Genomic DNA, 19,564 nt, shown 5'->3' on the forward strand with positions numbered 1-19,564 from the left:
GGACCGCTGGAACAACAGAATTTTTGGCATAGAGTTCAACAATTTTTTCATTTTCCATGTTTTTTATAGAAATGAATAAGCCATTGTGCCCCACCATCGCATCGTTTATTTTTTCTGATAATGACTTAATATCCGTTTTGTTCCTGAACGTCTCTGTTTTAAGAAACTCTTCGGTGAGCTGAAGTTTACCTGTCAGAAAATCGCGGTCCTGATTATCGAAATAGCCATTCAGGGTGCTAATCAGGATAAAACTTGATAACCACCATACCGTAAGCATCACCGCAGAAAAAATCAGGCTCAGGCGTGTGGTCAGGGAAATTTTGAACCTCACTCTTCTCTGATCTCCAGGACATATCCGGCACCGCGAACGGTATGGATCAGTTTTGGCTCAAAGTCATCATCAATTTTACTTCTCAGACGTCTCACGGCGACATCAATCACATTCGTATCACTGTCAAAATTCATGTTCCAGACCAGGGACGAGATAAGACTCCTGGGTAACACTTCTCCGGTGCGTTGCAGCAGCAACTCAAGCAGAACGTATTCTTTACCGGTGAGATGGATCTTCTTCCCCGAACGGATCACGGTCCGGCGCACCATATCAACGGTCATATCGGCGATGGTGCAGACTGTTGCGGCCTGCGAGCGTGCCCGGCGCAGTAGGGTTCTTACACGTGCAACCAGCTCCGTAAAATCAAAGGGCTTAATCAGGTAGTCATCTGCGCCAAGCTCCAGTCCTTTCACTTTGTCCCGCACGTTGTCCTTTGCGGTTAAAAACAGGACCGGTTCTTCGTGCCCGGACTCCCTCAGTGCGCTGATGATTTGCCACCCGTCGAGGAAAGGCAGCATCACGTCCAGTATTATCAAATCATACTGTCCCTTCGACGCGGCCCCGAGACCATCGCGGCCATTATTAAAGAGATCGGCCTGATAGCCTTCCTCAACCAGTCCCTGCTGCAGGTAACGACCTGTTTTTTGTTCGTCTTCAACGATTAAAATACGCTGCATGGTCAACTCGCTGATATGAAAGTAAAAATCTCACGCATGAGCTTTGGCTGTCCCCTAGCTGATCTGAGACGGAGCAAGCATTCCAAGCCACGCTACGGCGCCCAGAATGATAATCGCAACAACGAATTCTGTCAGGATGCTGTTTCGCATCAGGGCAACGCTGCGATCATAATTCCCTTCCCTGACCATAACTTCAAGCCGGGGACCCAGGTGAAACCGGTTTGCTGCAGCCAGAAGAAGCATCAGAACAAACAGAGCCGTCTTGGCAAGCAATATCCTCCCCCAGGAACTGTTGAATAAGGGAGTTAAGTTACCCTCAGCAATATACAGATAGTTGACCAGCGCACTCAGGATCAGGGCTACAACAATCACCGTTCCTGCCGTGGCAAATTTTGCCAGGGAGTCAGATATCACAATGACGCTCTGTGCATTATGCTCGTTTCTGCGCATCAGCAGGATAGCAAATGCAACCAGAGCACCTGTCCAGGCACCTGCAGCGCCGAGATGGGTCAGATCGCTCAGTAAATGGAGATAGTAATGCAGACCGTCATGCATAACGGCGTGTCCTCCCCAGGCAAGTGTAGCCAGCGCCACGCCCCCACTCATCGTCATCAGCAGGCAGGACAATACTCTCTTGTTAGTGTAAAGGAACAAAGCACCGAGTGTGGTAAACAGGGCACAGAGCCTGACAATCCAGCTAATACCCACATCAGTTTCTTCTATCACCATCTCGATAACATGGATGGATAATTCTCTGAGGTCAGTTACTCCACTCATGGCATTAGATACCAGGAGCATATTAATGCCAGTAAGAATGATGCCTGTAACAACAGCAAAGGTTATAAACGACCTGAAATTAGTCAGGTTATAGGTTTCATGTCTGACACCGCTTATTCCATATATCTGAAAAAATGACAATCCAAATATTACCATCAAATCCAGATAAAGAAGAAAACGAATAACAATCATAATCAGGTCGTTCATAATATTACTTCACTGTAAAGGTGTAATTACCGGTAATAGGGTGCGTATCTGAAGAAACCGCGCGCCAGTCAACACGATAAGTGCCAGCGGGTAAAGGCTCTCGCGGAATAATGACCATCGATTTAGGGTCAGCGCCTGGCGCCACTTTTGCCGCGACCGGCATCGGAGAATGTGATGACATGCCTTTCATACCCGTCATCGTTAATTTTGCACCTGAGAATTTCACGGTCAGATTTTCCGAGAAATTAAGCTGAATCTTTTCCGGGGCCGCTACGGCTGAATCAGCCTGTGGCACAGAGCTTTTTAATTCCGGATGGGCCATAGCAGAGAAAGCAACGCCCATAACGAGGCCACCTGTAAGAATGGCTTTATTTAAAATCGACATTTTATTTACCTGTTTAGTTGAGTGTTTTATATCAGTGCGTTAAAACCAGATTCTGGCTCCCGCCAGGAATACTACCTGATGGTCTTTCTCACCTTCTCTTTTCGCCATATCGGATGTTTTCCCGTAAAGTTGATTCCAGGAAACGCCTATATAGGGTGCAAACTCACGGCGTATTTCATAGCGCAGCCGGAGCCCCAGCTCTGTGTCAGTCAGTCCCCTGCCGCGACCCCGCGATTCATCATCCTGACTGTAGAAATTCACCTCATAGGATGGCTGGAGTATGAGCCGGTTAGTCAGTAAAACGTCGTATTCTCCTCCCAGACGAAGGGCTGCTTTTCCGCCATTACTGACAAAACCCGTAATTTCAGACTCAAAATTATAGAGTGCCAGCCCCTGAAAACCGACAGCAGCCCAGGTCCGGGCAGAAGCAGGTCTGAAATCCTGCCTGACACCCGCAACCAAATCCCACCATGGGCCAACCGCATGTCCCCAGAGTAACTGCGCTTCAGCCGCCTCCGTTTCCCCATTGCTTCGTTCACCTTCACTCTTTAGCCAAATCCGATCTGTGTCGCCTCCAATCCAGCTGTTAACACTCCAGCTGAAATTGTTGGTGTTATCCGACCGTTGCCATTCCAGTTGATCCAGCAGAACCAGATAATTAATCGCACTGTCGTGAATCGCATGCCCCTGTAAATTGCCGAATGCAGCCTTCCGGTCGGCATCGGTAACAGGCGGAATTGGCGTTCTGCTCTCAGTTACAATGGGCTCCATTGACGTCATCTCAGTGAAATTCTCATCTGCTGGCATCTGCATGGCAGACATGCCGTGCCCGGCGTGGGGATCTGCAGAGACGGAGCCCGCCGCAATAGAAAGCTGTGAGGTAAACAAACCGGCGACCAGAACAGGTATGGCCTTCAAATTTCTCTTCATTCGCATCATTCCTCCACCCGGACTTCACGAAACATTCCCATTTCCATGTGATAGAGCAAATGGCAGTGATACGCCCAGCGGCCAAGCGCATCTGCTGTCACTCTGTAACTGCGTTTTGTACCAGGGGGAACATCTATTGTGTGTTTACGAACCATGAAATTACCGTTTTCATCTTCCAGATCGCTCCACATACCATGCAGGTGAATGGGGTGAGTCATCATGGTATCGTTGATCAGCGTGATCCTGAGCCGCTCACCGTATTTCAGCAGCACCGGTGCGGCATCTGAAAACTTGATTCCGTTAAATGACCAGGCAAACTTTTCCATGTGGCCGGTTAAATGCAGTTCTATGGTACGGCCAGGTTCACGTCCGTCAGGATCCTCAAAGCGGCTTTTCAAATCCGCGTACGTGAGAACCTTTCTTCCGTTATTTCGAAGACCAATACCCGGATCATTTAATTTCGGAGAGACGCTCATCGCCTGCATATCAACCAGTGGGTTATCCGTTTCTGACGCAGGATGACTTTGCATACCCGGCATTCCGGCCATCCGGGAATGATCCATACCGGCCATGCTGCTGTGATCCATGGGCGCGGAGGATGTCCCGCTATCCGGAAGGTCAGCACCGTCCATAGACATCATCTCTCCGCTGTTATCCATGCCTCCCATCTGGCTGTGGTCCATTCCTGCCATATCATGTCCCATTCCCCCCATACCCATATCTTCCATGGTCAACAGAGGACGGGGATCGAGGGGGGGAACGGCAGCACTTAACCCCTCTCTCGTGGCCAGTGTCCCTCGAGCGTAACCGGTCCTGTCCATGGATTGTGCGAAGATGGTATAGGCCTCACCCTGAGGCTCCACAATGACATCATAGGTTTCGGCAACGGCAATCCTGAATTCGTCAACGGTAACCGGGTTTACATACTGGCCATCTGCAGCCACGACCGTCATTTTCAGCCCGGGGATACGGATATCGAAATAGGTCATTGCCGAGCCGTTGATAAACCGTAAGCGTATCTTTTCACCGGGACGGAACAGTCCGGTCCAGTTTTTCAGCGGGGCCTGCCCGTTCATGAGATAGGTGTAGGTGTAGCCACTGACATCCGCGAGATCAGTCGGATTCATTTTCATTTCAGCCCACATTTTCCGATCGGCAATGGTGGCTGACAGCCCCCTGGTATTCACGTCGCGGAAAAAAGAGCCAACGGTTGGTTTATTGAAATTGTAGTAATCCGACTGTTTTTTTAATTTTTTCAGCAGGCTGTGAGGATTTTCATCGGTCCAGTCAGACAACATGACCACATGCTCACGATCGTAAGCAAACGGTTCTGGCTCCCTGGCATCGATGATAATGGCACCGTATACCCCCTCCTGTTCCTGCAGACCGGAATGGCTGTGGTACCAGTAAGTCCCGTTCTGCTTAACCTTAAAGGTGTAAACGTAGGTATCATCAGGCTCTATGCCCATAAAACTCAGCCCCGGAACACCATCCATATTGGCCGGAAGAATAATGCCGTGCCAGTGAATGGACGTCTGTTCATTAAGACGGTTTTTGACCTTCAGGGTAATGGTGTCACCTTCTTTCCAGCGAAGAACGGGCCCCGGCAGGCCTCCATTGATTGTTTTGGCCTGACGCTCACTGCCCGTGATATTGACGGCCGTTTCACCAATGGTCAGGTCAAACTGAGTACCCTGCAGGGACGCGGCAACTGGCAGGCTCAGACTGGAACGCGCATTGAAACTCCATACGCCAAGACTTCCGGCTACGCCAGAGAGGGTTAACCCCTTCAGGAAAGTTCGTCGAGACGTTTTCAACAGCATGCGCATTCCCTTATTTAAAGTATGGTTACTGACAGAATTCGAGAACCGATTTAAATTAAATTACTGGTTCATCCACTTACAATGAAATGAATCTAGCACACCTTAAGAAACAAATTCATTACAATCGTGTAATGTACGTGGCTGTATTACATTTACGTCATCTTCCCCACAGGTTGATTTTTTTATATATGATCATAAGGACATCTTTTATGTACCTCAGAAGGTAATTACACATGAATATATTAATCACGACCACTGCGTTTACAGCTTTATTTTGTGGGGCAGCTTTTGCTCAGTCCAGTGATATTGCCCATGAAGCACATCGATTTGTTAATAATGCCTCAGCCGTCAGTCATGTGAACTCCTCGACGCATGAAAACTTACCGGACAGGGTTAATAAAAACAACACGCCCTCATTCTCTGAAATGAATGAACATGAAAGGGCCATTGTTGCTCATTCATTTATGAACAACAGCGCGTCCTATGCGCATCAGAAAATGATTGAGGAACATAAAAAAATGCTGTCCGGCAGTGATGCAAATTCAAAGACCTCGTCTTCTTCTTTTAACGAACTGAATGCCGGAGAAAAAGCCGCTCTCGTGCATGAGCAGGTCAATAATGCCGGTGCGGAAGCACATCAGACGCAGGCAAGAAAGCTTCGCGGGATGTATTCGACCAGGTAACTGCAGGCGGGTTAGTGCTTAGCGTCAGGTGCGCAGCAGGGCTTTACTGACGGGTTACGTAGCAGGACATGAGCCCCATATTGCTCTGCCGTAACCTGTTTCAGTCCCGTTAATCATCACCGTCGGGCTGGTCATACAGTTCCCAGAGCTTCAGGAGCAAACGGGAAACAAGATATGTTACAAAAATGACGACCATCAACGGTGCTCCCGATTAACTGACAGATGACACGCCTCCTGAAAACCCCTAGCATACGCCGCAGTGTTCATGCTAACGGCGAATTCCAGTAAATGTATTCTACCGATGTCGTAAAAGAAAATGCCTACCTTTCAGCCACCCGCTCGGGGCTGGAATCGAACGAGATCGCTACTCTTCAGCGCTCCTTGCCTTCCCGGTTTAATCTGCGGCATTTGAAAAAAAATGAATCATTAAAACTCGTACTGCAAAAGAAAGCGGGAAAATCACGTGTCGTGGCCTATAAATTTACGTCCGGTTCATTTAATTACACGGCGTATCGTATATCAGATAAAAAGTTCTATAACCTTTCCGATACTTCCGGGAAAGGCAGTCTCGATTATCCGTTACCGGCCACAGCAAGACTCAGTTCGCCTTTCAATCCTGCAAGACTTAACCCGGTATCGGGAAAAGTGAGTCCCCATAATGGCATTGATTATTCCATGCCCATGAACACGAAAATAGTCAGCGTCATCGACGGAAAAATCACCCGGGCCGAATACAACAGCACCATGGGATATTTTGTTGAAGTAACAGGAAAAGCCGGTGTTAAAACTCGCTATCTCCACCTCAATAAAATACTCGTTACTAAAGGGGCCAGGGTTACCCGGGGAGGCGCTATTGCGTTATCCGGTAACAGCGGACGTTCATCCGGTCCTCATCTGCATTACGAGCTGGTCATCAATAACAATCCTGTTAACTCACTGGCGTTCCGGGCAGCGGCACCCGCTGATAACAAACTTGAACAGCATGCCTTTGCGCATGCCAGAGACTACGAACGATACCTGGACTGATAACGGGGCCGCGACGCGGCCCCGTCTGCCGGATTAATTTTTTTTATCGTTTTCACTTCCTTGATGTTGATGATCTCCATGCCCTCCGTGGCCGTGGAAAAGATGCATTAGCGGGCAGACCAGCAATAACAGATATGGCCAGTAACCTGCCACATGTGACCAGTGTTCGCGCAGGAGGGCAAATGCCGCGATCGCGGCGACAGCAATAAGCGCATAGGTGGTACTTTTCATACTGGACTCCTTCTGTTCGTAACAGCCCCTTCACTCAGTGTTATTTCCCGAGCCTGACACTTTTCAGACGCAACGCATTCACAATGACGCTGACGGAGGAAAGAGCCATGGCCGCCGCCGCAATAACTGGCGACAGCAGTATTCCATACACAGGATAAAGCAGGCCTGCAGCCACAGGCACGCCAAGTGCGTTGTAGATAAATGCAAAAAACAGATTCTGTCGGATATTTTTCATGGTGATTTCTGACAGATGACGGGCCCTGTTCAGTATCATCAAGTCGCCTTTGAGAAGGGTGACTCCGGCACTTTCAATTGCCACATCTGTACCCGTTCCCATGGCTATTCCCACGTCAGCCGCTGCCAGCGCCGGGGCATCATTCACACCGTCTCCGGCCATCGCAACCACATGGCCAGACGCTTTCAGTCGGGTTATCACTGCTTTTTTGCCATCCGGCAGAATCCCGGCTTCAACCTCATCTATTCCCAGTTTCCGTGCGACTGCTTCAGCAGTAAGCTGGTTATCCCCGGTGAGCATAACAATGCGGATCCCCGCCTGACGCAAAGCTTTAAGCGCATCCGGCGTGGTTGCTTTCACGGGATCCGAGATAGCTATCAGGCCTGCAAGGTTCCCGTCTGTGGCCACATAGATAACGGTAGCGCCTTCCATCCGCAACGTATCCGCAACGGCCTTTTGATTATCAATAACGATACTGTTTTCCTGCATAGCCAGTTCATTACCAATAACAACCCGTTGACCTTCGACATCGCCTGAGACACCTTTCCCCGACGGGGCATTGAAATTACTGACGGCAGGTATCACGATCCCCTTTTCATGCGCGGCTCTGACAACAGCCATACCCAACGGATGCTGCGAACCTTTTTCCACTGCAGCTGTTACACGTAAAAGAGATATTTCCCCACCCGGACTGAGACTGATAATCCCTGTCACCGTAGGCGAACCTTCCGTGAGCGTGCCTGTTTTGTCGACAACCAGCGTGTCCACTTTTTCAAGACGCTCAAGGGCTTCGGCATTCTTGATTAACACCCCGGCCTGGGCGCCTTTGCCCACCCCCACCATTATCGACATCGGCGTGGCCAGTCCCAGCGCGCAGGGACAGGCAATAATCAGGACCGACACAGCCGCAATGAGACCGTGCGCCATCCTGGGCTCGGGCCCCCAGACAGACCAGATCAAGAAAGCAACAACCGCGATAAGTATCACCAGAGGAACAAACCAGCCTGAAACGCTGTCTGCCATTCTCTGGATGGGGGCACGCGAACGCTGTGCATCAGCGACCATCTGAACAATTCGTGAGAGCATCGTTTCATCACCGACTTTCTCTGCACGGATGATAAGACTACCTGTCTGATTAATCGTCCCCCCAATGACAGGGTCACCCTTCGTTTTGGTAACCGGCATAGACTCCCCGGTCACCATCGATTCATCAACGGTTGTTTTGCCTTCGATCACGATACCGTCGACCGGAATACTCTCTCCAGGTCTGATGCGGAGCTTATCGCCAGGCAGGACATCTTCCGCATTAATATCCGTTTCATGACCGTCATGATCCAGCCGTCTGGCGGTTTTGGGGGCAAGGTTCAGAAGCGCAGTAATGGCGCCTGAGGTTTGTTCCCGTGCCCGCAGCTCAAGAACCTGTCCCAGCAGAACAAGCACCGTAATAACTGCTGCGGCTTCAAAATAAACGGCCACCAGGCCATCCATGTTTCTGAACGATGCAGGAAACCAGGAGGGGAAGACGGTTGCAATGACGCTGTAAACCCAGGCTACGCCGGTCCCCATTGCAACAAGGGTAAACATATTCAGGGAGCGGTTACGTAACGACATTCCGGCCCGGGCGAAGAATGGCCAGCCACACCACAACACGACAGGGGAGGCCAGAAGCAACTGCAGCCATGTGTTGTACTGTGGCGGTACTGTATTCCTCAAGTCGGGAAACAGATGAGATCCCATTTCGAGTACCAGAACCGGAAACGCCAGCAACAACCCCAGCCAGAAGCGTCTTGTCATGTCGTGAAGTTCATCACTCGGCCCCGTGGATGCCGTAGCTACGAGCGGCTCCAGTGCCATTCCACAGACAGGACAGCTTCCGGGACCACTGCGGCGTATCTCCGGGTGCATCGGACATGTCCACACACCTTCAGAATTCTCTTTTTCCGCCTGGTTGTGAGGCTGTTTTATCTGATCAGGGCTGACTTCGTGATGATCGTGGTGATGGTGATGGGAATGTTCACTGGCATCTTCGGTAAGATAACGATCGGGATGGGCTTTAAATTTACTCTCACAGCTGGCGGAGCAGAAATAAAGTTGGTGGTCCTGGTATCGAATGCTGCTGTGCGCCCTGTCGGGCAGGATGGCCATCCCGCACACGGGATCTCTCACCTTATGCAATACGTGGCCCTCGTCCGGGGATAATGTCTGCTCAGAAGCAGTCTGGTTGTTGTGTTGCACTGCATTGTCATTTTTCACAGTAACTCTCCTTATGCATACCGAAGCATCTTCTGTCTTCAGGGTATGTCATGGATGCGATTACCACGAATATCGCCGGCACAGGAGTGCCTGCTACCGGCGTCCCGTTATCAGCCGTTCCGCTGACTATTCGATTCGCTGGAAGACTTTTTTACTTCCATCCGGTGAGAATGCGATAACATCGTAAGCCTCTTTTCGGGCTCCCATCTCCATTCCAGGACTTCCTGCTGGCATACCGGGGGTGGCGAGACCGTATATACCCGAACCAGACTGCATTGCCTTATGTATCGTTGTCGCAGGCACATGGCCTTCAATGATCAAATTACCGGCAACCGCGGTATGACAACTTCGTAGTCCTGCAGGAATAGCATGCTTTTCTTTCAGGGCTGACAGCGCCTGATCATTCATGACGTGAGTTCGTACTTCAAACCCGTCTTTTTCCATCGCTTTGCCCCACAGGGAACAACAGCCACAGTTTTCAGATTTGTACATATCAATGACTTTTTCACTCGCCATCGCGGGTAGTGAAAGGCCGAGAGCCAGCGCCATTAGAACCACTTTTTTCATACTCACCTCTGTATATTATCGATATAAACCCTGACGTCAGCGTGAATCAGTAAAGAAGGACACCCACAGGGGGTGCCCTTTCAGGTTCAGGACACGCTTTTTTTATGTCTGCGCAGCCAGATTAATTTGTAGGCGGCAGGAATAATGAACAGGGACAGCAGCGGAGCCGTGATCATCCCACCAATCATGGGTGCCGCGATACGGCTCATGACTTCTGAACCTGCACCGGTTCCCCAGAGTATTGGCAGCAGACCCGCAATGATCACCGCCACGGTCATGGCTTTCGGCCGGACACGCAGTACGGCACCATGATAGAGGGCTTCATCAAGGCCTTCCGGTGTGAACGTCTCTTTACGGGACAATTCCGGGTGCGCTTCAATGGCATGACGCAGATACATCAGCATGACCACGCCAAACTCTGCTGCCACCCCGGCCAGGGCGATAAACCCGGTTCCGGTCGCCACTGACATATGGAAGCCCTGCCAGTACAGGAACCATATCCCGCCAACCAGGGCAAACGGCAGGCTCATCAGAATAAGTAAGGCCTCATCAGCCCGGCGGAATGCCAGATATAACAGGATGAAGATGATCATCACCGTCATCGGTACCATCAGTTTTAATTTCTTATTGGCGTGCTCGAGTAATTCAAACTGTCCTGAGAATGCCACACTGGTCCCCGGTCTCAGTTTCACTTTCTCACTGATGGCCGTCTTAATATCGTTCACCACCGACACCATGTCCCTGCCGCGGGCATCAACATAAATCCAGCTGGCTGGCCGGGCATTTTCGGTTTTCAGCATGGTTGGTCCGGAAACGACCTTAATATCGGCAACATCGCCCAGCGTAATTTGCTGCTTCATTGGGGTCAGGATTGGCATCTCTCTCAACGCCTGCGGACTGTTACGGTAATCCTGCGGATAGCGAATGTTAATAGGGTACCGGGCCACGCCTTCAACCGTCTCACCCACCATAGCCCCACCGATTGCTGAAGAGACGAACAGCTGGACGTCGCCCACAGTCATCCCGTACCGGGAAGCTTTCTCCCGGTTGATATCGATATCGATGTAGCGCCCGCCCTCAAGTCGCTCAGCCAGGACAGACACCACGCCAGGCACGGTTTTGGCTACCGCCTCGATACTCTGCGCCGTCGCGTCGATATCGGACAGAACAGTCCCGGACACTTTGATACCTATCGGGCTTTTGATCCCGGTTGAGAGCATATCAATACGGTTACGGATAGGCGGCACCCAGAGGTTTGCCAGACCCGGTAAACGGACTGTCCTGTCGAGTTCATCAATAATCTTGTCAATTGTCATGCCGGGACGCCACTGATCCTCAGGTTTGAGCTGGATCGTGGTTTCCACCATTTCGAGCGGCGCGGAATCCGTTGCGGTCTCTGCTTTACCGGTCTTGCCAAATACAGAAGCCACTTCAGGAACGCTTTTGATTAACTTGTCTGTTGTCTGCAGGAGCGCTGCAGCTTCTGCCGGAGAGACGCCAGGCAAGGTCGACGGCATATACAGCAGATCGCCCTCGTTAATCTTCGGCAGAAATTCACCGCCCACCTGACTCAGTGGCCAGATAACCGTGAAAATGGACAAGGCCGCAACCAGCAGGGTTGTTTTTGGCCAGTGGAGGACCCGCAGCAGCAAAGGATGATACGCTTTGATCAGCACCCGGTTCAGGGGGTTACTTGTCTCGGCAGGAATTTTCCCCCGGATCCAGAATCCCATCAGAATAGGAATGACGATGATGGCCAGTGCGGNGCTCCCGCCATGGAGTACGTTTTCGTGAATGCCAGCGGGCCAAACAGACGACCTTCCTGCCCTTCCAGGGTAAAGATAGGAATAAAGGACAGGGTGATGATCAGCAGGCTAATGAACAACGCGGGTCCCACTTCCACGGAGGCGTCGGTAATCACCTTCCAGCGGGTGGCGTTGTCAATCTGCTCACCCGGATGCTGATGATCCCACTCCTCAAGCCGTTTGTGCGCATTTTCAATCATCACAATGGCGGCATCCACCATCGCACCGACGGCAATCGCTATCCCTCCCAGCGACATGATATTGGCGTTCAGTCCCTGGAAGTGCATGACGATAAAGGCGATACACAGGCCAAGTGGCAGAGAAATAATCGCCACCAGGGCAGAACGGACATGCCAGAGGAACAGTGCGCAAACGACAGCAACAACGATAAACTCTTCAAGAAGCTTGTAACTGAGGTTATCAATCGCCCGGTCGATTAACTGGCTGCGATCGTAGGTGGTCACGATTTCAACGCCTTCCGGCAGGCTGGCCTTCAGCGTCTCCAGTTTATCCCTCACTGCCGTGATAACGTCGCGCGCATTTTTACCCGACCGCAGGATCACCACGCCGCCAGCGACTTCTCCCTGGCCGTTCAGCTCGGCAATACCACGCCTCATTTCGGGCCCGGTCTGCACGCGGGCAACATCCCGCAGATAAACCGGCACGCCGTTCTCACCTGTTTTCAGGACGATGTTATTAAAATCATCAATGCTCTGAAGATAACCGCTGGCACGGACCATATACTCCGCTTCGGCCATTTCAACGGATGAGCCACCGGCCTCCTGGTTAGACGATTCAAGTGCCTGTTTCACTTCGGGCAGGCTGATACCGTACTGGGACAGTTTTACCGGATTGACCTGAATCTGGTACTGTTTCACCACGCCGCCAACCGAAGCGACCTCAGCCACGTTCGGGATGGTTTTCAGCTCAAATTTCAGGAACCAGTCCTGCAGAGAGCGCAGTTCTGAAAGGTCGTGTTTTCCGTTGCGATCGACAAGGGCATATTCAAAAATCCAGCCCACACCCGTGGCATCAGGACCGATTTCAGAACTCACACCGGCAGGCAGTTTTCCCTGAACCTGATTCAGATATTCCAGCACGCGGGAACGGGCCCAGTACAGATCGGTGCCGTCTTCAAAAATGACATACACATACGAATCCCCGAACTGTGAAAAACCACGCACGGTTTTTGCGCCAGGTACGGACAGCATGGTGGTGGTAAGTGGATAGGTGACCTGGTTTTCTACAATCTGCGGGGCCTGGCCGGGATAGCTGGTTTTGATAATGACCTGCACATCTGACAGGTCAGGCAAGGCATCGACCGGCGTGTTAATAATCGTCCATGTACCCCAGATGCTGAGAAACAGGGCCCCCATCATGACCAGGAAACGGTTGGCGACAGAGCGCCGGATAATCCATTCAATCATCGTCGTCTCCTCAGTGCCCTGAATGCATATTTACAGGCTGGTCAGACATTGCTGGCATACTGCTTTCTGTTTTTTCAGGGTGGCGCATACGTTCCAGCGCGCCCGTAATATTGGCTTCGGAGTCAATGAGGAACAGGCCACTGACCACCACGGTATCGCCTTCATTCAGGCCGGAACCGATGCCGGACTGTTGCTGTGATTCATGCAGAACGTGGATCTGTTTCGGCACAAACTTGCCTTCATCATCAACAGTAATCACGCGCTGTTCTTTGCCGGTATCGATAACGGCCTGGCTTGGTATCAGCAGCATCTCCTGGCTCTTGGTATTCAGTTTCAGATAGGCATTCATGCCCGGCTTGAGAAACTCATCCTTATTAGAAACCTGGAGACGGACCTGAAGCGTACGGGTTGTCTGATCCACGCTGGGAAGAATGTTCCATTTTTCGACATGGAATGTTTTATCCGGATAAGCCGGTACCGAAATTTCAAACTGCGACGTATCTTTCAGCAGATATGCGATAGATTCTGGCACTGCAGCGCTGATCCAGACCGGGTCCATCCCCTGAATCTGAGCCACTACTTTATCTTTCGAAATATTCATGCCGGTGCGCAGGTCAAACGCAGTAATGACACCATCAATAGGTGCTTTAATGGTAAAACGGGTCTGGATTGTGCGGGTTGAACGCAGCCTTTGAATATCCTCTTCCGGCATACCAGCCAGACGAAGTCGCTCCAGAACCCCTTTTATCTGGGTTGACGTACCGCCTGTACCGGATAACAGCAGGAACTCACTTTGTGCCTCAACCCATTCAGGAATGGTGATATCGATAAGCGGAGTGCCTTTCTTCACATGATCGCCAATCGTCAGGGGATACACTTTTTCGACGAAACCGTCAGAGCGCGCCTGCACAATGACAAACTGATACTCGTTGTAACTGACATTAGCCGGGATTGTCTGAGAATAATTCAGCATTCCTCGCGTGACTTTTTGCGTTTTTAATCCCAGATTCTGAACCTGCGTTGGATCGATACGGATCCCGCCACTGCTTTTATCGCCGCTTTCATCAGCATATTTTGGCACCAGGTCCATATCCATAAAGGGCGATTTTCCGGGTTTATCAAATTTGGTATCCGGTTTCATCGGGTCATACCAGAAAAGTACCTTTCGCTCCGGTGCCTTTTGTTCGGTTTGTACTGTTTTTTGTGATGAGTTTACATACTGCCAGGCAGTAACCGATATCAGCCCTCCTGCTATGAGGCTGCTGATAATTATTGCAGCATATTTTATCTTTAAAGAAGCCATACAATTTCTCGCTGAAAAATCAAAACACCTGGCATATGCGCCCGATCATTCATTCACAGTAATCCCTTAATGAATGTTCAGGCGCACTGGATGTATTCGCTCCGGACTGATAATCAGGATTGCGTAACGTTAATGCTTTTGAGTAAGGAGATATTGCCCTGCTGAATAAACGAGAAATCGACATGGTTGCCGGTTTTCAGGGCATTGATAGCGTCGTCTGCATTAACAAAAGTGAAGCGCATGGTCATTGCAGGCCAGCCCACAGCAGGGATTGCTTCGTGCGAAATGGTAATCTTTTTACTATTCATATCAATGTCTTTAACGACACCGGTGCCCTTGATAACCTGCTGTACCGAAGCATCACTGGCAGCATTCATATCGCCATGCTGATGTGTTTCAGCATGAAGACCGGCAGAAAACATGACAGAGAAGGCACCAAATAAAACGGCTTTAAGTGAATTACGCATTTTTAATTTCCTGATTAATTAAATAAATTTACTCTACCCAACCGCCACCCAGCGCGGTAAACAGATTAATTTCGTTAACCTGTCGGGAATAGGTAAGATCGAGAATGGTTTGCTGCGTAGCGAAGAGGGAACGTTCTGCATCCAGCACTTCGATGTAACTGACAGCACCACTTGCATATAATCCTCTGGCACGCTGGAGAGTTATCTGAAGTGAATCAAGATAACGCTGCTGTGACTCAAGTTGCTGGCTAAGGCTGTCGCGCAGCGCAAGCGTGTCGGAAACATCCTTAAAGGCTGACTGAATTTTTTGTTCGTAATTAACCACCGATTGTTGCTGGCGAATTTCAGCCAGCTTCAGATTGGCTTTATTCCTGCCAGCATTAAAAATAGGAATTTCAATTTTAGGGATAAAATTCCACATTCCACTTCCTGACGTAAACAGGCTTGACAGCTCCGTACTGCTTGCGGAAAGACCACTGGTCAGGGTAATGGAGGGGAAAAAGGCCGCTCGCGCTGCGCCAATATTGGCATCAGCCGCTTTCAGCTGATATTCCGCTTCCATAATATCCGGTCGCTGCAGTAAAATTTGTGAAGATAGATTTGGTGGCAATTTTACTGGTGCGATCTCCCCGCCTTTCATCCCTTTTTCTGACGGAAGTGCGCGGTACGTTCCCAGCACCAGTTGCAGGGCATTGTTTGCCTGAGCCAGATCGCCTTCTCGTTTGGCTATTTCGGCGCGGGTACTTTCGATTTGTCCTCTCGCCTGTTCAAGTGCCAGAACGTTCGTACTCCCGGTCACGAGCTGTTGCTCAACGAAAGCATAGGACTGTTCATAATTTTTCAGCGTTTCCCGCGCAATACGGAGTTGTTCGTACGCCAGTTGCTGGCTGAAATAGCTCTGTGAAACGTTGGAGACCAGCAGGATGTGTACGGCCCGACGGGCTTCTTCGCTGGCAAAGTAGTTCTGGCGGTCAGCATCACTCATGTTCTTAAGTTTGCCGAAAAAATCGAGCTCATAGCTGAGCTCCAGTCTCGCGTCGTACTCCTGTGTGGTCGGCTTGTCACCTTTCAGACCACCGCTGTATGTTATCCCGGATGAGGCATTCAGCTGGGGATAACGATCTGCATCCGTGACGTTGAACTGGGCTCGGGCCTCTTCAACCTTCAGGGCAGCCATTCTCAAATCACGGTTATTAGTCAGAGCTTCACCGATCAACCGGGTAACCTGGGGATCGACAAAAAAGTTACGCCAGCCCGTATCCTGATAGCCATTTACCGCTGGCGTCAGGCTGTTATGGGACAGTGAAAACTGCTGGGGTACCGGTGCTGCGGGCCGCTGATATTCAGGCGCAAGCGACACGCAGCCTGCCAGGATGAATATCGTGCTAATGCTGAGTAATTTTAATTTGAACATAACGCTTCTCGTCCAGGCAGACCTGGTAAATGGTTCAAATGAAGTCCAGAGTATTGATAGGGGTACTTTACCTAACGCTCTCTGTTTGCCGAGTGACAGGATAATGACAATGTTGTCATTTTTGCTGTAATCCGTTGATAACGATCGTGGGCGCAATAGAATGACATTAGCAGCCAGCCGGGGAGCAAGATGAAAATATTGATCGTCGAAGACGAAATTAAAACAGGTGAATATCTCAGCAAAGGGCTTACAGAGGCAGGGTTCGTAGTGGATCACGCTGATAATGGTCTTACCGGATATCATCTCGCCATGACAGCCGAGTATGATTTAGTCATTCTGGATATCATGCTACCTGATGTGAACGGCTGGGATATCATCCGCATGCTGCGCACTGCCGGAAAGGGTATGCCGGTCTTACTGCTGACAGCCCTCGGCACGATCGAACATAGGGTCAAAGGACTGGAACTGGGTGCGGACGATTATCTGGTTAAACCCTTTGCGTTTGCCGAACTGCTCGCCCGGGTGAGAACCCTTCTGAGGCGGGGAAACACGATGATCACGGAAAGCCAGTTTAAGGTGGCTGACCTCTCGATTGATCTCGTATCCAGAAAAGTCAGTCGCGCCGGAAACCGCATTGTGCTCACCAGTAAAGAGTTCAGCCTGCTGGAATTCTTCATTCGCCATCAGGGAGAGGTTCTTCCCCGCTCCCTGATTGCCTCTCAGGTCTGGGACATGAATTTTGACAGCGACACTAATGCGATCGATGTCGCAGTAAAGCGACTCCGCGCTAAAATAGACAACGATTACGGGACAAAGCTGATCCAGACAGTCCGGGGCGTGGGCTACATGCTGGAGGTCCCGGATGCATAGCAAACCTTCCAGACGCCCTTTCTCACTCGCTCTGCGGCTGACCTTTTTTATCAGCCTGTCCACGATACTGGCTTTTATCGCCTTCACCTGGTTTATGCTGCATTCTGTTGAAAATCATTTTGCCGAGCAGGATGTCAGCGATCTTCAACAAATCAGCACCACACTGAACCGTATACTGCAGTCCCCGGTGGATCCGGATGATAAAAAAATAAGCAAAATAAAGGAATCAATTGCCAGCTACCGCAACGTTGCCCTTTTGCTCCTCAATCCCAGGGGTGAAGTGCTCTTTAGCTCAGCTCAGGGGGCGGCACTACGCCCGGCAGTGAATTCAGCAGATTTTAGCGAGCACAGCCGCGCACGGGATGTCTTTCTCTGGACGGTGGAGGATCCTGCGGGACCGATGGATACCGGGTCCGAAATGAAGATGGAAACATACAGGATTATCGCCTCCTCTGGTCAGGCGATATTTCAGGGCAAACAGCAGAACTATGTCATGCTGACTGGCCTATCCATTAATTTCCATCTCCATTACCTCGATGCGCTGAAAAAGAACCTGATTGCGATTGCCGTCGTGATAAGCCTGTTGATTGTTCTGATCATTCGAATCGCTGTCCGTCAGGGGCACCTGCCCCTTCGTAATGTCAGCAATGCCATTAAAAACATCACCTCCGAGAATCTTGATGCGCGACTGGAACCGACACGCGTTCCCATTGAGCTGGAGCAACTGGTTATCTCGTTCAATCATATGATTGGAAAGATTGAGGATGTCTTTACCCGCCAGGCCAATTTCTCTGCCGATATCGCGCATGAGATCAGAACGCCCATCACCAATCTGGTGACGCAGACTGAAATCGCACTGAGTCAGGATCGAACACAGAGGGAACTTGAGGATGTCCTCTATTCCAGTCTTGAAGAGTATAACCGGATGACCAAAATGGTCAGCGATATGCTGTTCCTGGCACAGGCAGATAATAATCAGCTGATACCTGACAGGGTCATGTTTGACCTCAGAGCGGAAGTCATGAAAGTCTTCGAGTTTTTCGAAGCCTGGGCCGAAGAACGCAATATCACGCTCAAATTTAACGGGATGCCCTGCCTGGTTGAGGGAGATCCACAAATGTTCAGAAGGGCGATCAATAATCTGTTATCCAATGCCCTGCGTTATACCCCGGAGGGACAGGCAATCACCGTCTCAATAAGAGAGCAGGAGAGCTTTTTTGACCTTGTGATTGAAAATCCGGGGAAACCGATCCCTGAAGAACATTTATCAAGGCTGTTTGACCGTTTTTATCGGGTGGATCCATCCAGACAACGAAAAGGAGAGGCCTTGCGATTGTGAAGTCAATCGTGGAAGCACATCACGGAAGAGTGCAGGTGGAATCAGACGTACGCTCCACGCGTTTTATCTTATCCGTGCCCAGACTGGAGAAAATGATCCCGGAAACCCAATGCTGAAAATAAAGATGTAAATGACAAAGATGTCATTAGCCTGTCATGCAGCAAACAGAAGCCATTCGATATAATTAGTGCAACTTATCAGGAAGGCTGGATTGCTTCATCAATACCCGGCGTCAGAGTACGCCAGGAAATGAATATCCAGCCCTCTTCCGGAGAAATAAACGCTGCCGAACTTGTTTCAGTTATGGAACTGAAAACACCGGTTGTACTTCCCCGGACATCACTAATTCAGAAATGGAGAGTTATCATGAAAAATATCGTATTAGCATCTTTGCTGGGCTTTGGTTTAATTTCATCGGCCTGGGCCACTGAAACCGTGAATATCCATGATCGCGTCAACAATGCACAGGCTCCTGCTCACCAGATGCAGTCTGCTGCGGCTCCTGTCGGGATCCAGGGGACTGCTCCTCGTATGACCGGTATGGACCAGCATGAACAGGCCATTATTGCCCATGAAACCATGACGAACGGGTCGGCGGATGCGCACCAGAAAATGGTGGAAAGTCATCAGAGGATGATGGGAAGTCAGACCGTTTCCCCTACCGGGCCGTCAAAGTCATTCGCGGCAATGAATGAGCATGAAAGAGCTGCAGTTGCCCATGAATTTATGAATAACGGTCAGTCCGGCCCACATCAGGCCATGGCCGAAGCGCATCGTCGTATGCTCAATGCAGGCTGACGGCGATGGTAGTATC

The 19,564-nt window shown here is 50.4% G+C and carries 15 protein-coding genes and 3 pseudogenes; 5 read left to right on the forward strand and 13 right to left on the reverse strand.

Annotated features, from left to right (window positions below; all coding sequences use genetic code 11):
* The 6 genes and pseudogenes from VZP09_RS24510 to pcoA all read right to left on the reverse strand — a co-directional run.
* Nucleotides 1–331 (reverse strand): annotated as a pseudogene (locus VZP09_RS24510) (heavy metal sensor histidine kinase); the annotation flags it as partial.
* Entirely contained in the window at nt 328–1,008 is a 681-nt protein-coding gene (gene pcoR / locus VZP09_RS24515; RefSeq protein WP_001188930.1) for a copper response regulator transcription factor PcoR, read from the reverse strand. The pseudogene VZP09_RS24510 and the gene pcoR, both read right to left, overlap by 4 nt.
* A 54-nt stretch (nt 1,009–1,062) precedes the next feature.
* Nucleotides 1,063–1,992, reverse strand: a complete 930-nt coding sequence (gene pcoD, locus VZP09_RS24520; protein WP_328795522.1) for a copper resistance inner membrane protein PcoD — start codon at nt 1,990–1,992, stop codon at nt 1,063–1,065.
* Nucleotides 1,993–1,996: 4 nt separating this feature from the next.
* Complete coding sequence (pcoC, locus tag VZP09_RS24525) at nt 1,997–2,377, reverse strand: copper resistance system metallochaperone PcoC (RefSeq protein WP_000025662.1); 381 nt, start codon at nt 2,375–2,377, stop codon at nt 1,997–1,999.
* Between the two features lie 39 nt (nt 2,378–2,416).
* On the reverse strand, nt 2,417–3,307 hold the full coding sequence (gene pcoB, locus VZP09_RS24530; RefSeq protein ID WP_020803534.1) for a copper resistance outer membrane transporter PcoB: 891 nt from the start codon (nt 3,305–3,307) through the stop codon (nt 2,417–2,419).
* A gap of 5 nt (nt 3,308–3,312) precedes the next feature.
* Nucleotides 3,313–5,130, reverse strand: coding sequence for a multicopper oxidase PcoA (pcoA, locus tag VZP09_RS24535; protein ID WP_000925242.1), 1,818 nt, complete (start codon nt 5,128–5,130; stop codon nt 3,313–3,315).
* Between the two features lie 233 nt (nt 5,131–5,363).
* Between pcoA and VZP09_RS24540 the strand changes: the two genes are divergently transcribed.
* Nucleotides 5,364–5,813, forward strand: a complete 450-nt coding sequence (locus tag VZP09_RS24540; RefSeq protein ID WP_031591799.1) for a copper resistance protein — start codon at nt 5,364–5,366, stop codon at nt 5,811–5,813.
* Between the two features lie 288 nt (nt 5,814–6,101).
* Nucleotides 6,102–6,839: a peptidoglycan DD-metalloendopeptidase family protein gene (locus VZP09_RS24545; protein ID WP_000287501.1), complete on the forward strand. Its 738-nt coding sequence runs from the start codon at nt 6,102–6,104 to the stop codon at nt 6,837–6,839.
* A gap of 33 nt (nt 6,840–6,872) precedes the next feature.
* On the opposite strand, the gene VZP09_RS24550 is transcribed toward VZP09_RS24545, so the two are convergent.
* From VZP09_RS24550 to silC, 7 genes and pseudogenes are all read right to left on the reverse strand, one after another.
* The gene (locus VZP09_RS24550; RefSeq protein WP_000843497.1) at nt 6,873–7,070 is read right to left on the reverse strand and encodes a DUF2933 domain-containing protein; all 198 of its coding nucleotides are present in this window, start codon (nt 7,068–7,070) and stop codon (nt 6,873–6,875) included.
* A 40-nt stretch (nt 7,071–7,110) separates the two neighbouring features.
* Entirely contained in the window at nt 7,111–9,558 is a 2,448-nt protein-coding gene (silP, locus tag VZP09_RS24555; RefSeq protein ID WP_004187133.1) for an Ag(+)-translocating P-type ATPase SilP, read from the reverse strand.
* A 126-nt stretch (nt 9,559–9,684) separates the two neighbouring features.
* Nucleotides 9,685–10,125, reverse strand: a complete 441-nt coding sequence (locus VZP09_RS24560; protein ID WP_000758228.1) for a DUF411 domain-containing protein — start codon at nt 10,123–10,125, stop codon at nt 9,685–9,687.
* 86 nt (nt 10,126–10,211) lie between these two features.
* Nucleotides 10,212–13,357: pseudogene (gene silA, locus VZP09_RS24565) on the reverse strand (Cu(+)/Ag(+) efflux RND transporter permease subunit SilA).
* Between the two features lie 10 nt (nt 13,358–13,367).
* Nucleotides 13,368–14,660 (reverse strand): Cu(+)/Ag(+) efflux RND transporter periplasmic adaptor subunit SilB, encoded by a 1,293-nt coding sequence (silB, locus tag VZP09_RS24570; protein WP_004098959.1) that lies wholly within the window; start codon nt 14,658–14,660, stop codon nt 13,368–13,370.
* A 113-nt stretch (nt 14,661–14,773) separates the two neighbouring features.
* Nucleotides 14,774–15,127, reverse strand: coding sequence for a cation efflux system protein CusF (cusF, locus tag VZP09_RS24575; RefSeq protein WP_001246153.1), 354 nt, complete (start codon nt 15,125–15,127; stop codon nt 14,774–14,776).
* 28 nt (nt 15,128–15,155) lie between these two features.
* Nucleotides 15,156–16,541, reverse strand: coding sequence for a Cu(+)/Ag(+) efflux RND transporter outer membrane channel SilC (gene silC, locus VZP09_RS24580; protein ID WP_000475503.1), 1,386 nt, complete (start codon nt 16,539–16,541; stop codon nt 15,156–15,158).
* A 189-nt stretch (nt 16,542–16,730) separates the two neighbouring features.
* On the opposite strand from silC, the gene silR reads away from it, so the two are divergent.
* The 3 genes and pseudogenes from silR to silE all read left to right on the forward strand — a co-directional run bounded on the left by silR (nt 16,731) and on the right by silE (nt 19,548).
* Nucleotides 16,731–17,411 carry a copper/silver response regulator transcription factor SilR gene (gene silR, locus VZP09_RS24585; RefSeq protein ID WP_000697969.1) on the forward strand — a complete coding sequence of 227 codons (681 nt, stop codon included), beginning with the start codon at nt 16,731–16,733 and terminating at the stop codon, nt 17,409–17,411.
* Nucleotides 17,404–18,866, forward strand: a pseudogene (gene silS / locus VZP09_RS24590) (copper/silver sensor histidine kinase SilS). Before silR ends, silS begins: the two are co-directional and overlap by 8 nt.
* Before the next feature lie 250 nt (nt 18,867–19,116).
* A complete protein-coding gene (silE, locus tag VZP09_RS24595) occupies nt 19,117–19,548 on the forward strand; it encodes a silver-binding protein SilE (protein WP_004187113.1) in 432 nt (143 codons plus the stop codon).
* Nucleotides 19,549–19,564 lie beyond the last annotated feature (16 nt).

This window comes from Klebsiella sp. EMBS2024 (assembly GCF_036233805.1).
GTDB classification, from domain to species: Bacteria; Pseudomonadota; Gammaproteobacteria; order Enterobacterales; family Enterobacteriaceae; genus Klebsiella; species Klebsiella pneumoniae.